This is a genomic window from Rhodococcus cercidiphylli (assembly GCF_033042225.1).
Taxonomy (GTDB): domain Bacteria; phylum Actinomycetota; class Actinomycetes; order Mycobacteriales; family Mycobacteriaceae; genus Rhodococcoides.
On sequence record NZ_JAWLKE010000004.1, the window covers coordinates 97,684 to 119,651 of the forward strand.

General features: G+C 64.2%; 23 protein-coding genes. 9 read left to right on the plus strand and 14 right to left on the minus strand.

Annotation, left to right across the window (positions count from 1 at the left end; genetic code table 11):
* The first annotated feature begins 57 nt into the window (after positions 1–57).
* The 3 genes from R3P95_RS10895 to R3P95_RS10905 all read left to right on the plus strand — a co-directional run bounded on the left by R3P95_RS10895 (position 58) and on the right by R3P95_RS10905 (position 2,799).
* A complete protein-coding gene (locus R3P95_RS10895) occupies positions 58–990 on the plus strand; it encodes an AurF N-oxygenase family protein (RefSeq protein WP_317548543.1) in 933 nt (310 codons plus the stop codon).
* Positions 987–1,850 carry a diiron oxygenase gene (locus R3P95_RS10900; protein WP_317548365.1) on the plus strand — a complete coding sequence of 288 codons (864 nt, stop codon included), beginning with the start codon at positions 987–989 and terminating at the stop codon, positions 1,848–1,850. Before R3P95_RS10895 ends, R3P95_RS10900 begins: the two co-directional genes overlap by 4 nt.
* A gap of 103 nt (positions 1,851–1,953) precedes the next feature.
* Positions 1,954–2,799, plus strand: a complete 846-nt coding sequence (locus R3P95_RS10905) for an SDR family NAD(P)-dependent oxidoreductase (protein ID WP_317548366.1) — start codon at positions 1,954–1,956, stop codon at positions 2,797–2,799.
* 46 nt (positions 2,800–2,845) lie between these two features.
* Here the strand turns inward: R3P95_RS10905 and R3P95_RS10910 are convergent, their stop codons facing one another.
* Positions 2,846–3,610: a class I SAM-dependent methyltransferase gene (locus R3P95_RS10910; RefSeq protein ID WP_317548367.1), complete on the minus strand. Its 765-nt coding sequence runs from the start codon at positions 3,608–3,610 to the stop codon at positions 2,846–2,848.
* Positions 3,607–4,167, minus strand: coding sequence for a carboxymuconolactone decarboxylase family protein (locus tag R3P95_RS10915; RefSeq protein WP_269595107.1), 561 nt, complete (start codon positions 4,165–4,167; stop codon positions 3,607–3,609). Before R3P95_RS10915 ends, R3P95_RS10910 begins: the two co-directional genes overlap by 4 nt.
* A 91-nt stretch (positions 4,168–4,258) precedes the next feature.
* Here R3P95_RS10915 and R3P95_RS10920 point away from each other — a divergent pair, with 91 nt between their 5' ends.
* Positions 4,259–5,188: an ABC transporter substrate-binding protein gene (locus R3P95_RS10920; RefSeq protein WP_149406613.1), complete on the plus strand. Its 930-nt coding sequence runs from the start codon at positions 4,259–4,261 to the stop codon at positions 5,186–5,188.
* Positions 5,189–5,192: 4 nt separating this feature from the next.
* On the opposite strand, the gene R3P95_RS10925 is transcribed toward R3P95_RS10920, so the two are convergent.
* From R3P95_RS10925 to urtA, 6 genes are all read right to left on the minus strand, one after another.
* Positions 5,193–5,861, minus strand: coding sequence for a GntR family transcriptional regulator (locus R3P95_RS10925; RefSeq protein ID WP_149406614.1), 669 nt, complete (start codon positions 5,859–5,861; stop codon positions 5,193–5,195).
* 11 nt (positions 5,862–5,872) lie between these two features.
* On the minus strand, positions 5,873–6,565 hold the full coding sequence (urtE, locus tag R3P95_RS10930) for an urea ABC transporter ATP-binding subunit UrtE (RefSeq protein WP_317548368.1): 693 nt from the start codon (positions 6,563–6,565) through the stop codon (positions 5,873–5,875).
* Entirely contained in the window at positions 6,558–7,388 is an 831-nt protein-coding gene (urtD, locus tag R3P95_RS10935; RefSeq protein ID WP_094613984.1) for an urea ABC transporter ATP-binding protein UrtD, read from the minus strand. The genes urtE and urtD overlap by 8 nt, the downstream gene beginning before the upstream one ends.
* Entirely contained in the window at positions 7,385–8,476 is a 1,092-nt protein-coding gene (gene urtC / locus R3P95_RS10940; protein ID WP_094687888.1) for an urea ABC transporter permease subunit UrtC, read from the minus strand. The genes urtD and urtC overlap by 4 nt, the downstream gene beginning before the upstream one ends.
* Entirely contained in the window at positions 8,473–9,357 is an 885-nt protein-coding gene (gene urtB / locus R3P95_RS10945; protein WP_037186827.1) for an urea ABC transporter permease subunit UrtB, read from the minus strand. Before urtB ends, urtC begins: the two co-directional genes overlap by 4 nt.
* 90 nt (positions 9,358–9,447) lie before the next feature.
* A complete protein-coding gene (gene urtA / locus R3P95_RS10950; protein WP_317548369.1) occupies positions 9,448–10,725 on the minus strand; it encodes an urea ABC transporter substrate-binding protein in 1,278 nt (425 codons plus the stop codon).
* 181 nt (positions 10,726–10,906) lie between these two features.
* Between urtA and R3P95_RS10955 the strand changes: the two genes are divergently transcribed.
* The 3 genes from R3P95_RS10955 to R3P95_RS10965 all read left to right on the plus strand — a co-directional run bounded on the left by R3P95_RS10955 (position 10,907) and on the right by R3P95_RS10965 (position 12,294).
* Entirely contained in the window at positions 10,907–11,119 is a 213-nt protein-coding gene (locus R3P95_RS10955; protein ID WP_068046235.1) for a helix-turn-helix transcriptional regulator, read from the plus strand.
* The gene (locus R3P95_RS10960; protein ID WP_149406617.1) at positions 11,116–11,634 is read left to right on the plus strand and encodes a hypothetical protein; all 519 of its coding nucleotides are present in this window, start codon (positions 11,116–11,118) and stop codon (positions 11,632–11,634) included. The genes R3P95_RS10955 and R3P95_RS10960 overlap by 4 nt, the downstream gene beginning before the upstream one ends.
* Positions 11,635–11,859: 225 nt before the next feature.
* Positions 11,860–12,294 (plus strand): hypothetical protein, encoded by a 435-nt coding sequence (locus R3P95_RS10965; RefSeq protein WP_068046230.1) that lies wholly within the window; start codon positions 11,860–11,862, stop codon positions 12,292–12,294.
* Between the two features lie 11 nt (positions 12,295–12,305).
* On the opposite strand, the gene R3P95_RS10970 is transcribed toward R3P95_RS10965, so the two are convergent.
* Positions 12,306–13,352 carry an agmatine deiminase family protein gene (locus R3P95_RS10970; protein ID WP_317548370.1) on the minus strand — a complete coding sequence of 349 codons (1,047 nt, stop codon included), beginning with the start codon at positions 13,350–13,352 and terminating at the stop codon, positions 12,306–12,308.
* Positions 13,349–14,335: a nitrilase-related carbon-nitrogen hydrolase gene (locus R3P95_RS10975; protein WP_317548371.1), complete on the minus strand. Its 987-nt coding sequence runs from the start codon at positions 14,333–14,335 to the stop codon at positions 13,349–13,351. Before R3P95_RS10975 ends, R3P95_RS10970 begins: the two co-directional genes overlap by 4 nt.
* An 82-nt stretch (positions 14,336–14,417) precedes the next feature.
* Between R3P95_RS10975 and R3P95_RS10980 the strand changes: the two genes are divergently transcribed.
* Complete coding sequence (locus tag R3P95_RS10980; RefSeq protein ID WP_317548372.1) at positions 14,418–15,035, plus strand: TetR/AcrR family transcriptional regulator C-terminal domain-containing protein; 618 nt, start codon at positions 14,418–14,420, stop codon at positions 15,033–15,035.
* A gap of 9 nt (positions 15,036–15,044) precedes the next feature.
* Here the strand turns inward: R3P95_RS10980 and R3P95_RS10985 are convergent, their stop codons facing one another.
* From R3P95_RS10985 to R3P95_RS11000, 4 genes are read right to left on the minus strand one after another with little or no spacing between them, the layout of a single operon-like run.
* Complete coding sequence (locus R3P95_RS10985; RefSeq protein ID WP_317548373.1) at positions 15,045–16,562, minus strand: APC family permease; 1,518 nt, start codon at positions 16,560–16,562, stop codon at positions 15,045–15,047.
* Positions 16,555–17,409 (minus strand): universal stress protein, encoded by an 855-nt coding sequence (locus tag R3P95_RS10990; protein WP_317548374.1) that lies wholly within the window; start codon positions 17,407–17,409, stop codon positions 16,555–16,557. Before R3P95_RS10990 ends, R3P95_RS10985 begins: the two co-directional genes overlap by 8 nt.
* A gap of 28 nt (positions 17,410–17,437) precedes the next feature.
* Positions 17,438–19,375: a primary-amine oxidase gene (locus R3P95_RS10995; RefSeq protein ID WP_317548375.1), complete on the minus strand. Its 1,938-nt coding sequence runs from the start codon at positions 19,373–19,375 to the stop codon at positions 17,438–17,440.
* Positions 19,372–20,811 carry a gamma-aminobutyraldehyde dehydrogenase gene (locus tag R3P95_RS11000; protein ID WP_317548376.1) on the minus strand — a complete coding sequence of 480 codons (1,440 nt, stop codon included), beginning with the start codon at positions 20,809–20,811 and terminating at the stop codon, positions 19,372–19,374. The genes R3P95_RS10995 and R3P95_RS11000 overlap by 4 nt, the downstream gene beginning before the upstream one ends.
* Positions 20,812–20,971: 160 nt before the next feature.
* Here R3P95_RS11000 and R3P95_RS11005 point away from each other — a divergent pair, with 160 nt between their 5' ends.
* Positions 20,972–21,967 (plus strand): MBL fold metallo-hydrolase, encoded by a 996-nt coding sequence (locus R3P95_RS11005; RefSeq protein WP_262498446.1) that lies wholly within the window; start codon positions 20,972–20,974, stop codon positions 21,965–21,967.
* Position 21,968: the final 1 nt, after the last annotated feature.

The window sequence follows — 21,968 nt, forward strand, 5'->3', positions numbered from 1 at the left end:
CTGTTCGGTGACGGAGTGGATGGCTCGGGGTCTGCGGCGGCAAGGCCGTCGACCAGGTTGGCGACCGAGGACTTGTCTGCGGCGGGGGCGCGGACGGTGGGACCACGGGACAAGACCGCGAGTCGGCTGCTGAAGTCGACTGCCAACAAGTTCTACGACGCCGAAGTAGACATCGACTGGGATTCTCCGGTGGTCGAAGGCCTTCGATGGATGCCAGAGCACCGCATCTCGCTCTACCGAACCAGGTTGTGGGACAAGCTGACCGAAGAGCAGCGTCGCGAACTGGGCCGGCACGAGATCGTCAGCATTCTCTCGTTCGGGATCTACGCCGAAGGGATGCTCAGTGCGAACCTGCTGCGAGTTTTCGGCAGAGGCACGTTCTCCAATCATTCGTTGTATTCGATAGCCGAGATCGGCGAGGAATCCCGCCATTCGATCATGTTCGGGAAGCTGATCGAGAAGACCGGGCTGACTCCGTATCTGATGCCCAAACCCGCCCTGCTCATGGGTAAGTTGGGGCAATTTCTGCCGCTGGGACCGGCAACCTACGGTGGAGTGCTGCTCATCGAAGAGGTGCTCGATCGGGCGCAGCGGGAAGCCCAGAACGATCCCGAGATGCAGCCGCACCTACGCCAGATGATGCGAATCCACGTCATCGAAGAATCACGTCACATCACTTACGCGCGTGAGGAAATGGTGCGCGCGATGAACGCGACGAACCGGGTGAACCGTGCCGTCCACCGCGTCATCCTCGCGACGATCGCCAATTTCACGTACTTGGCCCTCATCAACCCCAAGGTGTACAGATCCGTCGGTATCAACCCGATTCGCGGAATCGTCACCGCGATGGCCAGCCCCACCTACAAGACCAACATGCAGTTCTTCTCCGAGCCCATGATCCGCTTCTTCGCCGACGCCGGAATGTGCGACGGTGTCGTCACCCGTCGACTGTGGAAGATGACCCGCGCCATGCCGGACGATCTGGCATGAGTCCGAGATCGTCGGCGGTGCAGTACGATCCCCATGTCGATATCGACTGGGAATCCCCCTGGCAGAGTGAGGATTTCGCACTTCCTCCCGATTCGGTGACGTTGCACGGCACTCGGCTGTGGGCCAGGCTGGCCCAGCAGGACAAGCGCACCCTGGCCCTGCACGAGGCGGTGAGCAGATGGAGCACGGTGGCGTACCTGACGGCGATGCTGACCGGTAACCAACTCAGACGGGCAGCGGAGGAGGGGCTCAACAGCGCTGCGTCTCGCAATGCATTCGACGAGGTCGCGGGCAGTTCACGAACCACGATCACTTTCGGACGGCTGGTGCGCGCCACGGACGTGGCACCCTACAAGCCGCCACGGGGCACGACCACTGCCGTCAAACTGTTGGGCTTCCTGCCGCTCGGTGCGGCGTCGCACGCATCCACCCTGCTGGTCGAGGAGACCTTCTCCCGGTCGATGGCCGCTGCGGTGACGGATCCCGGCATCGAACCCCACGTTCGGCAGGCCGTGAAGATCCACCGGCTCGAGAGTGCCGACCGTTTTGCCTTCGCCCGCTCGGAAGTGGTTGCAGCTCAGAGCAAGTCGAATGCAGTGGCGCGCGCGTACAACCGCGTCCTCCTGGCCGTCCTGGCCAACGTGATTCTCCGTCTCGGTGTGTCGTTCGAGGTGTACCGCTCCATCGGCATCGGCCCCGTTCGGGGCGCGTTCGCGTCGCGGCGTCGACGAGCGGAGATCCGACGACGGGACTCCGCGAACACCGTCGCCTTCCTGCAGTCGGCCGGCATGCTCGACGGCACCGTCACCGCGGCGCTGTGGAGGCTGACCGGAGTTGTGCCGCCGAACCATCGACCATGACGAGTCACTGGCTCGGCACGGAGAAGTTCGACCCGGCCGAGTATCAATCCCTGCTCCCGACCGGAGCCGGTACCGACAAGCAGAACGCGGAAGAAGTGCGGACATGAAGAATTTCGAGAACAAGGTAGCCGTCGTATCCGGTGCAGGTTCGGGGATCGGTCGGGCGCTCGCGCTGAATCTGGCGAACCGTGGAGCACAACTCGCGCTGTCCGATATCGACGGAGAAGGACTGGGCGAGACCGTGGTCCTGTGCGAGAAGATCGGGGCCAGGACGGTGCCGTACCAGTTGGACGTATCGGACCGGGCTGCGGTCTACTCGCATGCCGACGCCGTCATCGCAGATTTCGGTCGGGTCAACTTCGTCGCCAACAATGCCGGTGTCGCGCTGGGTGCCGACGTGGTTGACATGACCTGGGACGATTTCGAGTGGGTCATGAACATCGACTTCTGGGGAGTGGCCAACGGCACCAAAGCTTTTCTGCCGGCGTTGATCGATTCCGGTGACGGCCACCTCGTCAACGTCTCGAGCGTGTTCGGCCTGATGGGTATTCCCGGCCAGAGCGCGTACAACTCGGCGAAGTTCGCCGTTCGAGGCTTCACCGAGGCGTTGCGTCAGGAGATGAAGGTCGCCCGACATCCCGTCGGAGTGACGTGCGTTCACCCGGGCGGCATCAAGACCAACATCGTGGCCAACGCCCGCGGAATGGACGATCTAGGCACCCCGGACGAGGCCTCGCGCCGCTTCCAGCAAATCGCGCTCACCACCCCGACGCGAGCCGCCAAGGTGATACTCGCAGGAGCCGAGCGAAACAAGCCCCGGGTGCTGATCGGCCCCGATGCCCGTGTGTTCGACGCGATTCCGCGCGTCTTCGGTCCGCGGTACCAGGACTTGCTCGCACCGCTCAATCGCCTCGGGGCGGCAGCCGGCAAAAAGGCCGCGAGAAGATGACCCCACCGGCCGGCTGAATTGGGGTCGTCCGGTTCGTCTCTGCCCGTTACTTTTTCGTGGCACTGACGAACTGGGCCAGCCCCCGGACGTCCTGCTGGACCTCGGTCAGTCCCGACGCCTCGAACACGTCGACGAACAGGTTCTTCGGGAACATCCTGACACCGGCCAGGCCGGTTCCGAAGCCGACGACGGTACCCAGCGGTGCCGGGCGAGGCTCGCAGCTGGTCATGATCGCGATGCGTCCACCCGGGCGCGCGACGCGAATCAGCTCGTCCAGCACCGTCATCGGCTGCGGAACGAGATACAGGGCGGCGTAGCAGCACACGGCGTCGAACGCGCCGTCGGCATAGGGCAGTCGGGCGGCATCTCCCCGCACGTACGCAGCGCGGGGGCCGCGGTTGTCTCGCACGGCGCGGGCGATCATCGCCTCGGAGATGTCGAATCCGACGGCGAGCCCGTCGCCGGTGAGAGCCTCCGAGAGGAACCTGGTGAAGTTGCCCGGGCCGCACGCGACATCGAGTACCCGTTGCGGTCCGTTCAATCGAAGGTCGGCAACGGCTTTCGCACGTTCGGCCGACATGGACATGCCGGCGACGCCCATCATCGATACACCGAACGGGCGCCACACCTTCTCGTAGATCGCCGCCACCACGCGGTTGTTCATCGCAATGCTGGCCGGCGACGGATTCGGTGCGGGCACGTTCGGCAAGAGTTCGACGTACCCGCCGTCGGTGCGCGCCAGCCCCCGCAGCACCTCGGGCTCGATCATCTCGAGTGCGCGGTGCAATGCGGTCTCGGCAGAGTCGATCATGGTCGCGGAGGCCGGTCGCCGTAGTCCCGCTCCACTCGCAGAACGCCGAGAGTGGTTGCCAGGCCGTCGTATTGAGTGACCAGCAGGACGAATTCGATGAGTCGTCGCTCGTCGAACTGGGTGGCGAGTTGGTTCCAGGTCGCGTCGGAGAGAATTTTGGTGGCGATGAGTTCGTCGACCGCAGTGAGGATGGTCCGATACCGCGTCGAGAGTCCCGGTGCGTCCGGTCCGGTCTTGATCAGCTCGAGCAGATCGCGGTCGATGCCCGCCCGCTTGCCCAGCCGGATGTGATGGTCCATCTCGTAGGCGGAATCGCGCAGGTGCGCCACGCGCAGGATCACCATTTCGGTTTCCTTGCGTGAGATCTTCCCGCCGGGCATCAGGTGGCCGCTGTAGAACAGCCATGCCCGATACAGCCCACCGGTGCGCCCGAGGGTGGTGAACAAGTGAGGATTGGGCACCCCCGCACCCTTGGCGATCACCTTGCAGATGACCCAGTTGATGGGCCCGAGGGTTCTGGCGGTACCGGACGGAATGCGTGGTGTGGTCACAGCCACACCGTACCGATTGCCCGGCCGGACGTCACCGGGTCGTAAAAGGCTAGGCTACCCTTCTTGTCATTCGGCACAACTTTTCCTCGGAGGACCCTTGACGAAGTCCCAGGCCCGCATCACGGCCCTCGCGCTCACCATCGCCGCCCTCGGAGTGACTGCGACGGCGTGCTCGTCCACCGACGCTGCCCCCGACAGCGCAGGCAGCGCCACGAGATCGATCGAGACCGTCCGGGGAACGGTCGAGGTTCCCGAGACCCCGCTGCGCATCGTCACCCTCGAGCCGGTCGAGCTCGACACCACCGTCGCCCTCGGCGTAATGCCCGTCGGCACCGCCGTGCTCAGCGAGACGAGCGGCGTGCCGTCGTACCTCGGTACCGAAGCGGCGAACATCGCGACCGTCGGTACGGTTGCCGAACCGACCATCGAGGACATCGCGGCCCTGCAACCAGATCTGATCCTGGGCACGGAGACTCGACACGCCGAGTACTACGACCAACTCGCCGCCATTGCACCGACGGTGTTCATGGCATCCCAGTCCGATCCGTGGCGCGAGAACGTCAGGTTCGTCGGGCGCACTCTCGGCAAGGAGAACGACGCCGAGGAACTGCTCACCGACTACGACGACCGGTGTGTGGAGATCTCCGAGGAATTCGACACTGCCGGGCAGACGGCACAACTGATCAGGCCGCGCAACGGTGAGCTGACCCTGTACGGGCCGTCGTCGTTCGCCGGGAGCACCCTCGAATGTGCCGGCTTCACCACTCCGCCGCGGCCGGAATGGGCGGACGAGATCTCTGTCGACATCTCGCCGGAGCTGGCGGCTCAGGCGGCAGCGGATCTGATCGTCGTCACCGCCACCGACCCGTCGGACCCCGCGGCAATTCCGGCGTCGATCACCGCCAACGCCTCGATCCTGCCGAACCCACACGCGGTGGACATGTCGTACTGGATCACCGGGGTCGGGCCCATGGGTGGGCAGACCGTGCTCGACGACATCGATCGGATTCTCTCGGGTCGCGGCTGACGCATCAGATCCGGACCGCGCCAGCCAGCGCCGCCGCCTGCTGCGCCCGCGCGACCACTCGATCGCGTGATGAATCGATATGGGCGAGTAGCAGTTCCAGTGCCGAGTCCAGGGTCCCGGCGAGCACGCGTTCGACGATGTCGATGTGTTGATCGATGGCCGAGACCACGGCTGCGGCGTCGAGTCCGCCGAGTATCCGAACCGGACGTACCTTGGCGTTCACGGTGCACAGCGCCTCGGTCAGAGCCGGATTACCCGACGCGGCCAGCAAGGTGACGTGGAAGTTCTCGTCCAGGGACACCAGATCGTCGGTGGTGCCGGGAGGGTCGTCCCGCAAACCGTTCCAGGTGTCCAACAGGTTCGACAGCGACGCCCGGTCGACGGACTGGGATGTCGAGCGCGTGATGCCGCGAGCCTCGAGAGTGGAGCGGAGCTCGTACAGATCGGGCAGGTCGCTCAGTCGCGGACGATAGGCGTGCAGCCCGGCGTCGTCGCGAGTGACGAGACCATCGGCCTGCAATCTGGCCAAGGCCTCACGCACCGGAGTGCGCGAGACACCGTACAGCTCGGCGAGACGCTCCTCGCCGAGCCGTTCGGTGGAACTGATGGCACCGGAGATCAGATCCCGGCGCAGTGACGAATAGACCTTCTCGCGAAGGTCCCTGCGCGGCACGATGTTTCCGGTCAGATCGCCATGGCTGCGCGGACGTCGGCCTCGGACTCGGCTCCGCCCACGCCGGTGGACGTGATGCGGCCGGCCTCGAGGATGTAATAGTTCTGCGCCGACTCCAGAGCGAAGCCGATGTGCTGCTCCACCAACAACACTCCGAGACCGCCGCGTCGAGTCAGTTCGATGACGGTGCGTTCGATCTCGGCAACCACCGACGGCTGGATACCCTCGGTGGGCTCGTCCAGGATCAACATTCGCGGTTCGGTGATCAGGGCCCTCGCGATCGCCAGCTGCTGGCGCTGCCCACCCGAGAGCAATCCCGCTCTACGACCGAGCAATTCCTTCAAAGCCGGAAACAGATCGAGTGCCTCGTCGATCAGCGCCTTGCCGCGCTTGCGGCCGTCGGCGACCACCTGCAGATTCTCGGCCGTCGTCAGCTGGCCGAACGACTGCTGGCCCTGCGGCACATAGGCGAGCCCGCGGGCGACGCGGGCGCTGGGGCGCAACGCGCTCACGTCCTCGCCGTCGAACATGACCTTGCCGGAATTGACCTTGAGCAACCCGACCGCTGCCCGCAGCAGGGTGGTCTTGCCGGCACCGTTGTGTCCCATCACGGCGGCGACACCGTCGGCCGGAACCGTCAGCGACGCACCGTGAATGACTTCGCTGCGGCCGTAACCGGTACGCACATCGACCAGTTCAAGCATGACCGGCTCCCTCTTCTGCGATTTGATCGAGTTCCTCGCCCGCAGCCGCGGTACCGAGATAGACCTCTTGGACCTTCGGATCCGCCTGCACCTCGGCCACCGTGCCCTCGGCCAGGACCCGTCCGGCTGCCAACACCGTCACCGAGGTGGCGAACATGCGCATGAAGTCCATGTCGTGCTCGACCACCACGACCGTCCGCTCACCGCCGATGCGCTGCAGCAGCTGTCCCGTCTCTTCACGTTCCTCGTGACTCATGCCGGCGACCGGCTCGTCGAGCAGCAGCACGTCGGCGTTCTGCACCAACAGCATTCCGATCTCGAGCCACTGCTTCTGACCGTGCGCGAGAATTCCTGCCGGCTTGTCCCGCTCGGCCGTCAGGCCGATGGTCTCGAGAGCCTCCTCGATCTGCGGCAGTACCGATCCTCGACGACGCAACATCGTCAGCACGGACCGACCGGACCCGGCGGCGATGTCCAGGTTCTGCAATACCGTCAGATTTTCGAAGATGCTGGCCGTCTGGAAGGTTCGGCCGATGCCCAGGCGGGCGATCTGATGCACCTTCTTGCCGAGCAGTTCCACGCCGGATTTGGTGACCGAGCCGGTCGCCGGGACGAGGCCGGTGATGGCGTCGATCAGCGTGGTCTTGCCTGCGCCGTTGGGCCCGATGAGGAAACGCAGATCGCCCTGCATCAGCGTCAGATCGACGTTGGTGTTGGCCTTGAAGCCGTCGAAACTGACTGTCAGGTCTCGGACTTCGAGGTACTGACTCGACATGCCGGCGTTGCCGCCGAACGTGGGTTGTGGACCTTCGACGTGGATCATCGTGCGAGTTCCTTCTCTGGCTCGTCGCTCGACTCGGGTTGGGGATCGGGTTGCTTCTTGCGTTTGCGCAGCGCGAACACACCGGCGACACCCGCCGGGAAGAACCCGACGACCACCACGAACAGCAGCCCCTGCGCGTACGTCCAGCCGGACGGGAACTGCTCGGACAGCGTGGTCTGAGCCCAGGCGACACCGAGCGCGCCGAGGACCGGGCCGAGAAGGGTGGTACGACCGCCGATCGCGACACCGATGAGGAACGCGATGGACGGGACGATGCCGACGTCGTTGGGGGAGATGATGCCGACGATCGGAACGAACAGCGCGCCTGCGAGACCCGCGAAGAACGCCGCCGCCACGTAGGCCACGATCTTGACGTTGGCGGGGTCGTAGCCGAGGAACCGCACTCGCTCCTCCTGGTCGCGTACCGCCACCAACAGTTCGCCGTAGCGCGAGTACATCAGCTGGCGGGTGATGGCGACGACGACGAGGAGTACGCCTGCAGCGATGAAGAACAGCATCTGCTTGTTGGCCGGGTCGTTGAGGTTGAACCCGAAGAAGGTGCGGAACCTGTTGAGGCCGTTGGATCCACCGGTGGTCTGCTGGCCGATGAGCAGAATCGCGAACGCTGCAGCCAGTGCTTGGCTGAGGATCGCGAAGTACGCGCCCTTGACCCGACGCTTGAACACGCCGAGACCGAGTACCAGCGCCACCAGGGCCGGCACGAACAGGATGCCCAGGATCGTGGTGATGGGTGAGGTGAACGGCACCCAGTACGAGGGCAGTTCACGAATTCCGGCGATCGACATGAAGTCCGGTACGTCGTCGCCGCGGAGATCGGCGTCGGAGATCTTCAGATGCATGGCCATGATGTAGGCACCGATACCGAAGAAGACACCCTGACCGAGGGTGAGCATTCCGCCTCGGCCCCATGCCAATCCGATTCCGACGGCCACGATGGCGTAGCAGATGAACTTGCCCAGCAGGTTCAGCCGGAAGTCGCTGAGGACGGCCGGAGCGACTGCGAACAACAGAATCGCGGCGAGCGCGAATCCCAGTAGAGCGCCGCGCTTGGCGATGAACTCGCTCATACCAGGCTCCTTGTCTTGACGGCGAACAAGCCCTGCGGTCGGGCCTGCAGGAAGATCACGATGAGCACGAACACGATGACCTTGGCGATCGAGGCCGTGGTGCTGTACTCGATGAACGAGTTGAGAATTCCCAGAGCGAAGGCCGCGATGACCGCGCCCTTGATCTGGCCGAGACCACCGACGACGACCACCAGGAAGGCGTCGATCAGATAGCTCTGTCCCACAGTGGAACTGGTGGAACCGATCAGGGTGAGTGCGACGCCGGCCACGCCGGCGAGTCCGGAGCCGAGGAAGAACGTCGAGATATCGGTCCTGCGGCTCGAGATGCCCGAGGTCTCTGCGAGATCGCGGTTCTGCACCACCGCGCGGATGCGTCGACCCATCGCGGTCTTCTTCAGCGCGATCGACAGCGCAACAACGGCGACGACCGCGAGGACGAGGATGAAGATTCTGGTCTTGGGCACCACGGCACCGAGGATGTCGACGCCGCCGGTCAGCCAACCCGGGGACACGACGTTGACCGCCGGTGCCCCGAAGATATCGCGAGCGAGCTGCTGCAGGATGAGCCCGACGCCGAACGTGACGAGCAGGGTGTCCAGTGGTCGGTGGTACATGCGCTGAATCAGCGTGACCTCCAACAACACTCCCATGGCGCCGCCGACGAGGAAGCCGACGATCAGAGAGATGAACAGTGATGCGCCGCCGGTGGAGACGATCTGCTGCACCACGTAGGCCGTGTACGAACCGGCCATGATGAACTCGCCGTGCGCCATGTTGATGACGCCCATCTGACCGAACGTCAGTGAGAGCCCGAGGGCGGCGAGCAAGAGAATGGATCCGATCGACAGGCCGGTGAACAACTGTCCGATCACGACGTCCATAGGGGAGCTCCTTCGGTGGTGCCTACGGCAGTGGTGCGGTTAGGTGCCCCAGAGGGCGCTCAACCGCACCACTGCCGCAGGCACTCTCGGTCAGTTGAGGTCGGAGGCCCAGTCGTAGGTCTCGAGGAACGGGTCGGGTGCAATGGGCTCGGGGGACTCCCACACCGTGTAGATCAGTCCGTCGGCGCGGATCTCACCGATGCGGGCGGTCTTGGAGATGTGGTGGTTGTCGCCGTCGATGACGACCTCGCCTTCGGGAGCGGCGAAGCTGACTCCGTCGGCCGCGGCCTGAACGTCCGCCACGGCAAAGGAATCGGCCTTCTCGACGGTGTTCTTCCACAGGTAGACCGAGGTGTACGCGGCTTCCATGGGGTCCGAGGTGGGCTTGTCGGCACCGTACTTCGCCTTGTAGTCGGCGACGAACTTGGTGTTCTCGGGGCTGTCGACGGTCTGGTAGTAGTTCCAGGCGGTCAGCTGGCCCTCGATGTTGCCCGCACCGATGCCGGCGACCTCTTCCTCGGCGATGGAGACCGAGATGACCGGCATGTCAGCAGCTTTGAGGCCGGCGTTGGTGTACTCGCGGAAGAACGCGACGTTGGAATCGCCGTTCAGGGTGTTGAACACCGCGTCCGCATCGGCCGAGCGGACCTTGTTGACGATGGTGGAGAAGTCCGTCGAGCCGAGCGGGGTGTAGTCCTCGCCCTTGATCTCGATGTCGTTCGCCGCGGCGTAGGCCTTGATCTCGCGGTTGGCGGTCTGCGGGAACACGTAGTCGCTACCGACGAGGTACAGCGACTTGACGCCCTGCTCCTTGAGATAGTCCAGCGCCGGAATGATCTGCTGGTTGGTGGTGGCTCCGGTGTAGAAGATGTTGTCCGACGCCTCGAGTCCCTCGTACTGCACGGGGTAGTAGAGGAGAGCGTCGTTGTCCTCGAACACGGGCAGCATCGCCTTGCGGCTCGACGAGGTCCATCCACCGAAAACCGCTGCGACACAGTCGCTGCTGATGAGCTTCTCGGCCTTCTCGGCGAACACCGTCGGCTCGGACGCGCCGTCCTCGGCGACGACCTCGATCTGCTTGCCGTTGACGCCGCCCGCTGCGTTGATCTGCTCGACGGCCAGTGCGATCGAATCACGCACCGTCACTTCGCTGATCGCCATGGTGCCGGACAGGGAGTTGAGCGAGCCGACCTTGATGGTGTCACCGGAGGTGTCGACACACGAGGCGGCAGAACTGCCGCCGCCGTCGGCAGAGGCGGTATCGCTCGCCTTGCTTCCGCAGGCGGTGGCAACGAGGCTCAATGCAGCCAGCGCTGCGGGAACGACCATGACGCGCTTGAAGGACATGCGCTTCGAGACAGCAGGCATCTACGGCCCTTTCGGAGGTTTTGTATACGGAGTTGTATTCGCGATTGCGAACAGTAAAGGGAAGATATTGCGTCGGTATGTTCTGCGGTCACGAGTCTGTTTCCCGCGTTACGTGGACGTAAATGCCGCAGGATGACAACTCCTCTTGACATTCTATGACAAGCAGAGTTGACTTTCTGGCATGTCCGGAACGAACAACGTTCGCGCACATCGCAAACAGGCACGGATCACCCAGGCAGAACTCGGCAAAATCTGCGGGGTGAGCCGACAGAGCATCGTCTCCGTCGAGGGCGGCGACTATGCGCCGAGCGTCTACCTGGCACTGCGATTGGCCCGTGCACTCGATACGACGGTGGAAACACTGTTCGGAAACGAAGGAGAGGCAGAATCATGAGCGCATTCGTCAGAGCAGCCCGATTCGTCGGCGACCTCGACGACGAGTTCTACGCCGACGAACTCCAACGCGACATCTGGAACGAGGCCTCGGCCGTCGGATTCCAGTCGCTGCTGTGGATCGGATTGATCTCGGCGGCAATCCTGCCCTATGCGGCGGGCGTGACCGGAGCGTGGGTGGCGTTGGGGATTCTGCTCGCGTTGATCGTCGCGTCGACGGTAGTGCAGGGATATGCCCGATCGAGGGGCGTCGAGGTGTATTCGGCGCAGGAGTTTCGTCGCCCGCGCCTCGCGATAGCCGTCGTTCTCTACCTCGTCGGTAGTCTCGGTGCAATCGTTCGACTGTTCGACACATTCGGCGACGGCAGTCTGGCGACGTGGGTGGGTCTGGCAACCGGTGCGGCCGCAGGAGCCTGCGTGTCCATCGTGATCGTCAAGCTGAGGCAGCGTCGGGTACGCAAAGCCGAGCTCGCCGCCGAGAAGGCCGAACTACAGGGCTTCGAGGAAACGGACTGACTCTCGTGTCCTTGATCACTCGCGCCGAGTATTACACGGCGCAAGGATACGTAAAGATATCGTTTCGAACAGTCCGCTCGCAGATCGGAGGAGCGAGAGGTATGTTCTGACCGATGACATCGAGATTCCCTGGATGTTCGCGGCTGTGGGTGGGCTGGTCGGAGGCGGGTTCGTAACGCGGACGATTGCGCCCCCGATGTAAAGAGAGGCTCGGGGTCGAGGCCGATGACGACGTGTGAAACCAATCCGTCTTCCATCGCGCCACGAAGCACCAACGAGACCACGTCGGACGTCCACCTTCTGGTGGAGCACGCTAACAGGGAAGTCGAGGCCGTGCGCAGAGACAAGAGTTACCTCAGACTCGTCGGGTCGAGCACGCCGCAGCCCACCATCGAGGCACTCGGCGGACCGAAGGCCATCACGGTCCACGTCGACAACGTCCTGCCGGGGCAGATGTGCGAAGTACTGCACAACGGGATGTTGTCGTTGAGTCAGCGCGTGATCGTGGACGAGAACGCCACCAGCATCACCATCACCACGTTCAACCTCAAGCCGGGCGAATACAACGTCTCACTGCGTCTCGACGGACGCCTGGACTGCGTGACCGAATCGCTCACCGTCACCGTCGGCGAAGAGCTCGAGGTTCGTCGCAGCTCGTAGGGCCCCACTTCTCACTCGAGATTCCTCGCCGCAGGCTGATGCTGGGTGATGCAGTGAATCCCGCCGCCTCGCTCGAACAGTGGCCTCGCATCCACGGTCACCACATCCCGGCCCGGGTACGCGTCGCGCAGGATCGCAGCCGCTTCGGCGTCGGACGGGTCGTCGTAACTGCAGGCGATCACGCCGCCGTTGACGACCAGATGATTGATGTAGCTGTAGTCGACGAAACCGTCGGCATCACGCAATGTCCGCGGAGCCGGCACCTCGACGATGTTCCAGTCCGCACCCGAGCCGTCGTGGGTGGCCCGCAAGGTGTCGACGATCAATGAACTGACCTCGTAGTCGGGGTGAGCCCGGTCGTGTTGCCGATGCACCAGCACTGTTCCCGGTGACGGAATGGCCGCGACGATGTCGACGTGTCCTCGGGTACCGAAACGCATGGAATCGCGCGTCAGTCCGCGCGGCAGCCAGATGACGTGCTGCGCACCGATGGTTCGTGCCAGTTCCGCTTCGATGTCGGCTTTCGACAGCCCGGGGTTGCGCCCCGGATCGAGCTGTACGGTCTCGGTCACCAGCACGGTGCCTGCGCCGTCGACCGCGATGCCGCCGCCCTCGTTGACGATCGGCGACGTGATTCGCTGCACAGCGGCGTGATTCGCAACGAACTCGCCGATACGACTGTCCTTGTCCCACTGCGCCCAGTCCTGCGCACCCCAGCCGTTGAAGACCCAGTCGACGGCCGCGACCGAACCGTCCTGTGCGTGAACGAATGTCGGACCGATGTCGCGCATCCAGGCGTCGTTCAACGGTGCTTCGACGATGTCGATGTCGCGCGAGAGGTATGTCGACGCGACGGCGCGTTCGGCCGGATCGACGACGACGGTCACCGGCTCGAACGCGGCAACAGCGTGTGCGACGGCCGCCCACGTGGAGCGGGCCTCGTGCTTGGCCGCCGGGTCGTCTCCGAGGGAGTAGCCCTCGCACGGGAACGCCATCCACACCTTGTCCTGCGGAGCGGTCTCGGACGGCATCGTGAATGTTCTTGCAGTGGTTGTCATTTGATCACCGGAGTCGCGGGATGTCCGTCACCGTACGGGGCGTCGGTGTTCACCGGCTCGGTGAGGCGGCTGTACGTGTCGGGTCTGCGTGTCAGTAGGAACGGAAAGAGCTCCAACCATTCTCGACGCTGATCGAGGTCGAGATCGGCGACGAGGACGGCTGATTCGTCTCGGGGTGCCTGAATCAGGATGCGGCCGAACGGATCGGAGATGAACGACGAGCCGTAGAAGGTGATCTCGCCTTCGTTGCCGCAGCGGTTGGGTACCACCATGAACAGGCCGTTCGAGATGCCGTGGCCGACGATGACGTGTTGCCACAGCGGTTGGGTGTCGAAGGCCGGGAACGACGGCTCGGACCCGATGGCCGTCGGATACGCGAGAATCTCTGCGCCGCCGAGCGCGTAACTGCGCGCGACCTCGGGGAACCATTCGTCCCAGCACGTGGGTAGGCCCACTCTCGCTCCACCGAGTTCCGCGGGGGAGTACACGGGATACGGGTCCTCGGCCGGACCGGCCCGGAAGTAGGTGTCCTCGTAATAGCCGGCCGAGATGGGGATGTGCAACTTGCGGGTTCTCGCCAGCAGTTCTCCCGTCGGCGAGACCATGATGGCGCTGTTGAACCCCAATCCGTCTGCGGCTTCGGACTTCTCGTACAGCGAGGCATGGACGACGATCCCGTTCGCGGCTGCGGCCTCGGCGGCGAGAGTGAACGTTGGCCCGGTCAGCAGATCCTCGGCTTCACTGCCCGGGTTGGCTCCGGCGCGGGTGTCGGCGGGGTAGCGCAACAGGGTGATCTCGGGCAGGAAGACGATCTTCGCCCCGAGGTCCGCGGCAGCGGCGATGGCGTCGAGCAGTTCGGCTTTCAACGCTGCGGCATCTGGGTTCCAGCGATGCTGCACCAGTCCGACGCGGAGCGGCGCGCGATCGGTCGGGGTGGTGCGGGTCAGAGCCTCGGGGGCGGAGAGGTTGGTGAGTGTCAGCATGCTGATCTCCTGTTAAAACGAATGTGATTCGTTAAGTATCGTGGATGTCTGCCTCGAACGCAACAGATACGGGAGAAATGCTGTGGGACGACCGTCGGCACCCCTGCTCGACCTCGATCGCATCACGACGGCGGCACTGACTCTCGTCGAAGAGTCCGGTGGATTCACCATGCCTCAGCTGGCCAAGAAGCTGAAGGTCAGTCCGTCCTCGCTCTACAACCACGTGTCCGGACGTGACGAGATCATCGAGTTGCTGCGGGGCCGGGCGATGTCCGAGGTGGCGATGCCGGAGGTCGGTGTGCCGTGGCGTGAGGCGCTCGCTTGGATCGCACGCGGCTACCGAAACAGTTACGGACGCTACCCGCGGCTGATTCCACTGCTGACGGCTCAGGCTGTGAACAGCAGCGCTGCGTTCGGGATGTACAACACGCTGGCGCGGGTGCTGACAGACGCCGGCTTCGTGCCGGGCGACGTGCTCCGCATCATCACCGTGCTCGACAGTTACGTGTTGGGTTCGGCGTTGGATCTGGCAGCTCCCGAGGCACCGTGGCTCAGCAGCCGCGACGTGGAACCGGAACTGAGAGCTGCCCTGGACACCGCGGGAGATCTGCGCGAGCGATCCGAGGACGCCTTCGAATACGGACTCCGAGCGCTGCTGGCCGGATTCGATCCCACGCCTGCGGACATGCTCGACGGCTGACCGAGGCCGCTAGTCTTCGACGATCAGCGACGGAGTATCACGGCGGAGAATGTTGCCCTTGAAGAATTCCGGCTTGCGCAGTGCAACCACTGCCATGACGACCATGCCGAGCACGATGATGCCGACGCCGATGAGGAACACCATACCGACGCCGAACAGTGATGAGCCACTGCCGAATTCGGGGTCCCAAGCGTCGACCGAGGTCTGTACGAACACCACTGCCATGCCGACGCCACCGAGCAGCGGAGCCAAGAACTTGAAGAACACGTTGCGGGTGCTGGTGAACAGCTCTTCACGGAAGTACCAGACACAGGCGAATGCCGTGATGCCGTAGTAGAAGCAGATCATCAGGCCGAGCGCGGCGATGGTGTCGGTGAGAACGTTGTCGCTCACCACCCGCATCACGGCGTAGAAGCCTGCGGACGCTCCGCCTGCGACCAGCGTCGCGAAGCCTGGTGTGCTGAATCGCGGTGTGATGGAGGCGAACCGCTTCGGTAGTGCCTGGTAGTGACCCATCGCGAGCAACGTGCGGGCCGGCGAGATGAACGTGGCCTGCAGCGAGCTGGCGGAGCTGCTCAACACCGCCAGTGACAGCAGGATCGCGAACGGACCCATCACCGGCCCGGCGAGGGCGGCGAACACGTTGTCCGTGGTGTCGGGGTTCTGCAGTCCGTTTCCGGTATCACCGGTGCCGGCGAAGAGCAGGGTTGCCACTGCGGTGAGCAAGTACAGCACGATGATGAAGAACACCGTGACCAGCGCAGCGCGTCCGGGAATCTTTGCGCTACCGGAGGTTTCCTCGTTGACGGTCAGACAGACGTCCCAACCCCAGTACATGAAGATCGACAGTGACAGGCCGGCAGTGAAGGCGGAGAAGCTCGGAATGCCGAACGGGTCGAACCAGTCCAGGCTGAACGAGATGTCCTCGGCCCCGTCGCCTGCACCGACCTTGACGAACGCGGCCACGATGAACCACGCCATGACCAACAGCTGGAAGCCGAGCATCGTGTACTGGACACGCTTGGTCTCCTGCATGCCGCGATAGCAGAGCCACGCTGCCAGCGCCATGAACACCAGGCACGTGACGATGTTGACGAGCTTGTTACCGGTCAGGTCGGCCAGCGAGTCGTTGCTGGTGACCTGGGCGAGAAAGAGATAGAAGAAGTCGACGGCCACTCCCGCCAGGTTCGAGAGCACGATGATGGTGGCCGCGATCAAGCCCCATCCGCCCATCCAACCGACGTACGGGCCGAAGGCCTTCGACGCCCACGTGAACGACGTGCCGCTGTCGGGCTCGGCTGCGTTGAGTTCTCGATAGCCCAACGCCACCAACAACATCGGGATGAAGCCGACGATGAAGATTGCGGGCAGGTGCACCCCCACCTCGGTGACCGTCGGCCCGAGCGAGGCGGTGAGCGCGTACGCGGGTGCGATGGTCGAGATGCCCAGGACCACACTCGCGAGCAACCCGAGCTGGCCGGCCGACAGGCCCTTGGACTCGACGTCCACTACCTTGTGCTCATTCATCGCCGGCCTCTCTCGGAACAACGATCATCGGAACGGGAACGACCCGAAGCATCTTGGCGGCAACAGATCCCAGGAACAGGCGGTGAGGTTGGGCCAGTCGCGACGACCCCACCATCAACACGTCGCCGTCGTGCCAGTCGAGCGAGGAGGCGGCCTTCTCGATGCCGGAGCCCTCCGCCACTCGCAGCTGCACGTCCGATCCCGCGGGCATTTCCGCCTGCACGGTGCGCAGCACTTCCTCGGCCTTGGCGAGACCACTCTGTCCCCGTGCCGACTGTTCTTCGGCGGACACGAGGGAGAGCAGGCGCAGTGGCAACTCTGCGGTGACGGACAGGTCGGTGGCTGCCTCGATGAGTTCCGCTGCCCCCGGACGATTTCCGATGGCGCAGGTGATCTCCCGAATGCGTTGCGGCGGAGAATGTCGATACCCCCGCGGAGCCAGCGCGAGCGGCACATGCGCCACGTGCAGCAGATCGCTGGTGACGGTACCGATCGAATGGCGTCCGAGCAGACCGTCACCGGCCGCACCGACCACGATCATGTACGCGTCGAACTCTCGGACGGCGTCGAGCAGGCCCTGGGCGAAGGACTCGTCGAACAACAGGTGCGCGCGTGCCTGCACGTCCTCGGGTACGAGGGTGAGTGCCTCGTCGAGCCAGCCGGTGGCTCGATCGATCAGGATGTCGTCGTATCCGGCCTCGACCGGCGCTTTGGACGGCACCGGACGCTCCTGCGGCAGCACCAGACAGATGTCAAGCGACGCCTGCAGCGAACGCGCAAGCGTTGCCCCCAGGGCGATTCCGTCAGCGCCACTCGGTGTTGCCTGGTACCCCACGATCAGACGCATGGGCGGACCTTCCCTGAGGTTGGGCGAGCTAATGGCAGGTGCTACCGGGATCGGTGTGGCACGACTTCGGTTCCGACGGTGCGACGTCGAGCGAGGGGTTGCGATCGAAGAACCCGAACGGCTTGAGCCAGAACGAGACCGTGTCCGCGGGCATCACCGGCCAGTCCTCCGGCCGAGTGATGTGGTGGATGCCGAAGGTGTACCAGACGACGACATCGGTGTTCTCGATGCTGCGATCCTTCTCGGTCCACTCCGGAAGCCCGTGGTCGACGCCGCTCTGATTGACGAACTCGCCGCTGGGCCAACGCTCGTCGGGTGAGTTCGGGGTGACCCAGACGGTGTGGCCGATCACCTGGGCGCGCTGGAAGATCGGCGACGCGGGATCGAACATCGACGGAATCGCCGCTCCCGGAACCAACTTGTAGGCGGGCCGGGTGCCGAGGCCGTTGGTGACGTTGTCGTTGACGACCTTCCACGCCCTCTGGGTGTTCCAGTCGTAATCCTGCTTGCCCTCGGACTCGGTGGTCAGGGGAGTGTTGACCTGAGTCAGTGCGAGACCGTAAGGATTGTCCGGACCCATCGGAACTCGTTGCGTCTCACTGGCATACACGGTGTTCTCGGTGCCGTCGATGTCCAGATCGAGTCGGGCGACCAGGAAGTGCTGGTGGTAGGGCGCGTAGGTCCGGTTGTCGACCAGAGTTCCCGACGGATGCGTGCCGCCCTCGGCAAAGTGCGTGACGACCATGATGCCCGTAGCACGAACCTCGCACTCGATGTTGCCGTCCTGATAGAACCGCCAGTAGACGAGGTACTCGTAATTCGCCACGGTGGCATGGAAGCTGACCGTGAGGCGACGCATCCGCCGCACCTCGGCTCCGGCGTCGTGATCAACGTGCTTCCACAGCACGGCGTTGTCTTCCTCGTGGATGCAGATCGCGTTGGTGATCGTGTACGGCTCACCCTTGCTGTTGTGCAGCACCGCGTCGAGGTAGCGGATCTCGCCGAGGCAGTCGCACCCGAGCTCGAGGGAGGTGGTCATGAAACCGAGACCCCACTCGCCGATGTCGAACGCGGTGCGTCGATAGTGATCCTCGGTGTGATCGCGATAGGGAACCACCATCTCCGCGAACGACATTCGATTGGCGACGGACCGCACGTTCCCGTTGTCGTTGTAGCTGACGGCGTGCAGCGTCATGCCCTCGCGGTAGTTGAAGCCGACTCGCAGCGACCAGTTCTGCCACGTCAACTTGTTGCCGTCGAGCTCGAACGAGGGCCCGTCGGACTGAGTGATCTCGAGGCGCTTCAAGGGCGGGCGTGTACTCGCGTCCCTGATTCGCTCCGGGATATGGCGAGGGACGTACTCGCCCATGATCTCCGGACGCTCGACGCGATACGTGTCCTCGATCTCGAGCAGCTCCATCGTGTTCACGTCGATCACGCAGTGAAATCCGCCCACCGGTCCGGCGTAGGGATTGGCACCCTCGGCAGCTTTGACCCACGTGTCGGACCAGCCGAGGCGTCGACCCTTGTACTTCTCGGGCGTCACCGCCTCGCCGTAGGTCCAGGTGTCCATGAACACCAGATCCAGATCGGTGATACCGCGATCGGCAAGGGCGGCAATCACATCGGGGTGGGCGCGGAGGGCCGCGTCGGCCTCCTCCCACTCGTCGACGGTGAAGTTGGGCTGCACATCCGGGATGTGCGTCCACGATTCGGTGGTGCGATCGTCCAGCGACACGACGGCCTTGAAGGTCGTGTTCTCGGCGCGGTTCAACACCACCGAGACTGCTCGACGCGCAGGCACGGTCCCGGACGCGTCGAACGCGGCGATCTCGGACTTCGCGGGCTCGATCATCTCGATCGAGGCGTAGCGCCAGCCGTCGCCCACGCCGTGATCGCGGCCGAGAACCTCGGCTACGGCGGCGAATTCGTCGCTGGACAGGGGATCGAGGGGATGAAAGGTCATCGAAGAGTCTCCGTCGAGCTCATGACGTGCTTGATGCGGGTGTAATCCTCGACGCCGTACGCCGAGAGGTCCTTGCCGTAACCGGAGTACTTGAATCCACCGTGCGGCATCTCCGCCACCAGAGGAATGTGGCAGTTGACCCAGACGGCACCGAAGTTCAGAGCCGCCGAGATGCGCAGTGTACGTCCGTGATCGGAGGTCCAGACGCTCGATGCGAGACCGAAATCGACGTCGTTGGCGAGCGCGATGGCCTCCGCCTCGTCGCTGAATTTCTGCACCGTGAGCACTGGGCCGAAGGTCTCCTCCTGCACGATGGGATCGGACTGCTGCACGCCGGTGATGATGGTGGGCTCGAAGAAGAAGCCCTTGTCGCCGATGCGCTTGCCGCCGGTGACGATGGTGGCATGAGCGCCGATGCCGTCGACCTTGGCGCTCACCTGACCGAAGTGGTTGACGTTGTTCAGTGGGCCGAGGAAGGTATCGGGGTCGTCGGGCAGGCCGACCTTCAGCGTCTTCGCCTTGGCGACAAGGGCATCGACGAGGTCGTCGTGCACCGACTCGTGCACCAGGACGCGGGTCACGGCGGTGCAATCCTGGCCGGCGTTGAAGAACGCAGCCTCGGCAATTCCGTCCGCGGCGTTGCTGATGTCGACATCGTCGAACACGATTGCCGGTGCCTTGCCGCCCAATTCGAGGTGGGCCCGCTTGAGCTGCTTGGCGGCGGCCACGGCCACCGCGATGCCGGCGCGGACAGATCCGGTGATCGACACCAGGCCTGGAGTCTTGTGTTCGACGATCGCAGCTCCGGTGCCGCCGTTGCCGAGAACGACGTTGAACACCCCGTCCGGAACGATTCCCTTGGACAGCTTCGCCAACACCAACGTGCTCTCGGGAGTGGTGTCACTGGGCTTGAGCACGATGGTGTTTCCGGCGGCCAGCGCAGGACCGATCTTCCAGATCGCCATCATGAACGGGTAGTTCCACGGCGTCACCTGGCCGACGACACCGATCGGTTCGCGTCGAACATAGGAGGTGAAGCCGTCCATGTACTCGCCCGCCGACTTGCCCTCGAGCATCCGGGCCGCGCCGGCGAAGAATCGAATCTGATCGGCACCGACGGTGACTTCCTCGGCGGCGATGGTGGCCTTGGGCTGGCCGGTGTTGCGGCTCTGCGCTTCGACGATCTCGTCGCTGTGCGCTTCGATGGCGTCGGCGAGCTTCAGCAGCACCTTCTGCCGTTCGCCCGGCGTCGTCTTGCCCCAGGTCTCGAATGCGCTGGCAGCGGCCGACATCGCGGCCTCCACATCGGCGGCGTCGGAAACGGGGGAGTGGGCGACAACCGACTCGTCCACCGGATTCACCACATCGAGCATCTCGGTGCCCGAGGGCGTCACGAACGCCCCGTCGATGTAGTTCTGCAGGACAGGCACCGTCATCACTGAAACCCCTAGCGTCGACTGTTTCGGTTCTGCAAAGCCTGCACCTACGGACGAGACTTCGCCACCCGACAAGATGTCCAATACTTCCCTACGAATCAGGACGAGATGTCGGTCTGTCTCGCACCCGAGCGAGCTGCCCACCGGCTAGCCTGTGGCGGTGGCAGACACAGAGGTGGGGTACCGACAGATCGCCGACGACACCTGGGCATTCATGCGGCCGCCCGGAAGTTGGGGCCAGACGAACACCGGTCTGATCGTGGGGCCGGGTTCTGCGTCGATGCTGATCGACACGGTGTGGGACGTGAACTGGGCAGAACGCGTCGTTGCCGACACCGCCGAGCTGGTGGCCGACGCGCCGATCACCGAAGTGCTCAACACCCACTCCGACGGTGATCACTGGTGGGGAAACGACACCGTCCCCACCTCGGCTCGCATCACCACCAGTGCCGCTTCACTGCACGCCATGAAGGAGGAAACACCTCCGAAAGGTGTGCACGCGTTCGCCTCCCTCGGTGCGAGGATCGGCTGGGTGCCGGGACCGGTCGGTGCAATGGGCTCCTACATGAACCGGGTCCGCGGTGACGCCACCTTCCCCGGCGCTCTGCCGCGGCTGCCGGACCACACCTTCGAGACCACCGAGACCATCGACGTGGCAGGACGATCCGTACACCTGCGATACCTGGGCCCGGCGCACACCGAAGGCGACCTCATCGCACACGTACCCGACGTCGGAGTGGTGTTCGCCGGCGACCTGTTGTTCATCGACGCCACCCCGGTGCTCTGGCACGGTCCGCTGCAGAACTGGATCGACGCCCTCGACCACCTCCTCGAGCTCGATGCCGCCGTCTACGTCCCGGGCCACGGACCCCTGTGCGGCACCGCCGAGATTCGCGCCCTCCGCAACTACTGGACCTGGGTGTCCGAGGCCGGGCGCAGCTGCTTCGACGCCGGACTCGCGCCTACCGAAGCCGCCCAGAACCTGCTGAAGTCAGGCGAATTCGGACAGTATGCGCACTGGGACTCACCCGAACGACTCATCCTGAGCATGAGCACCCTCTACCGCCTGTGGCGAGGTGAGCCGCCTGCGCCACCCACGCTGACGCGTCGAGCACGGGCGTTCGCGGACGCGGGGAGGTTCTTACGAGAGCACTAGG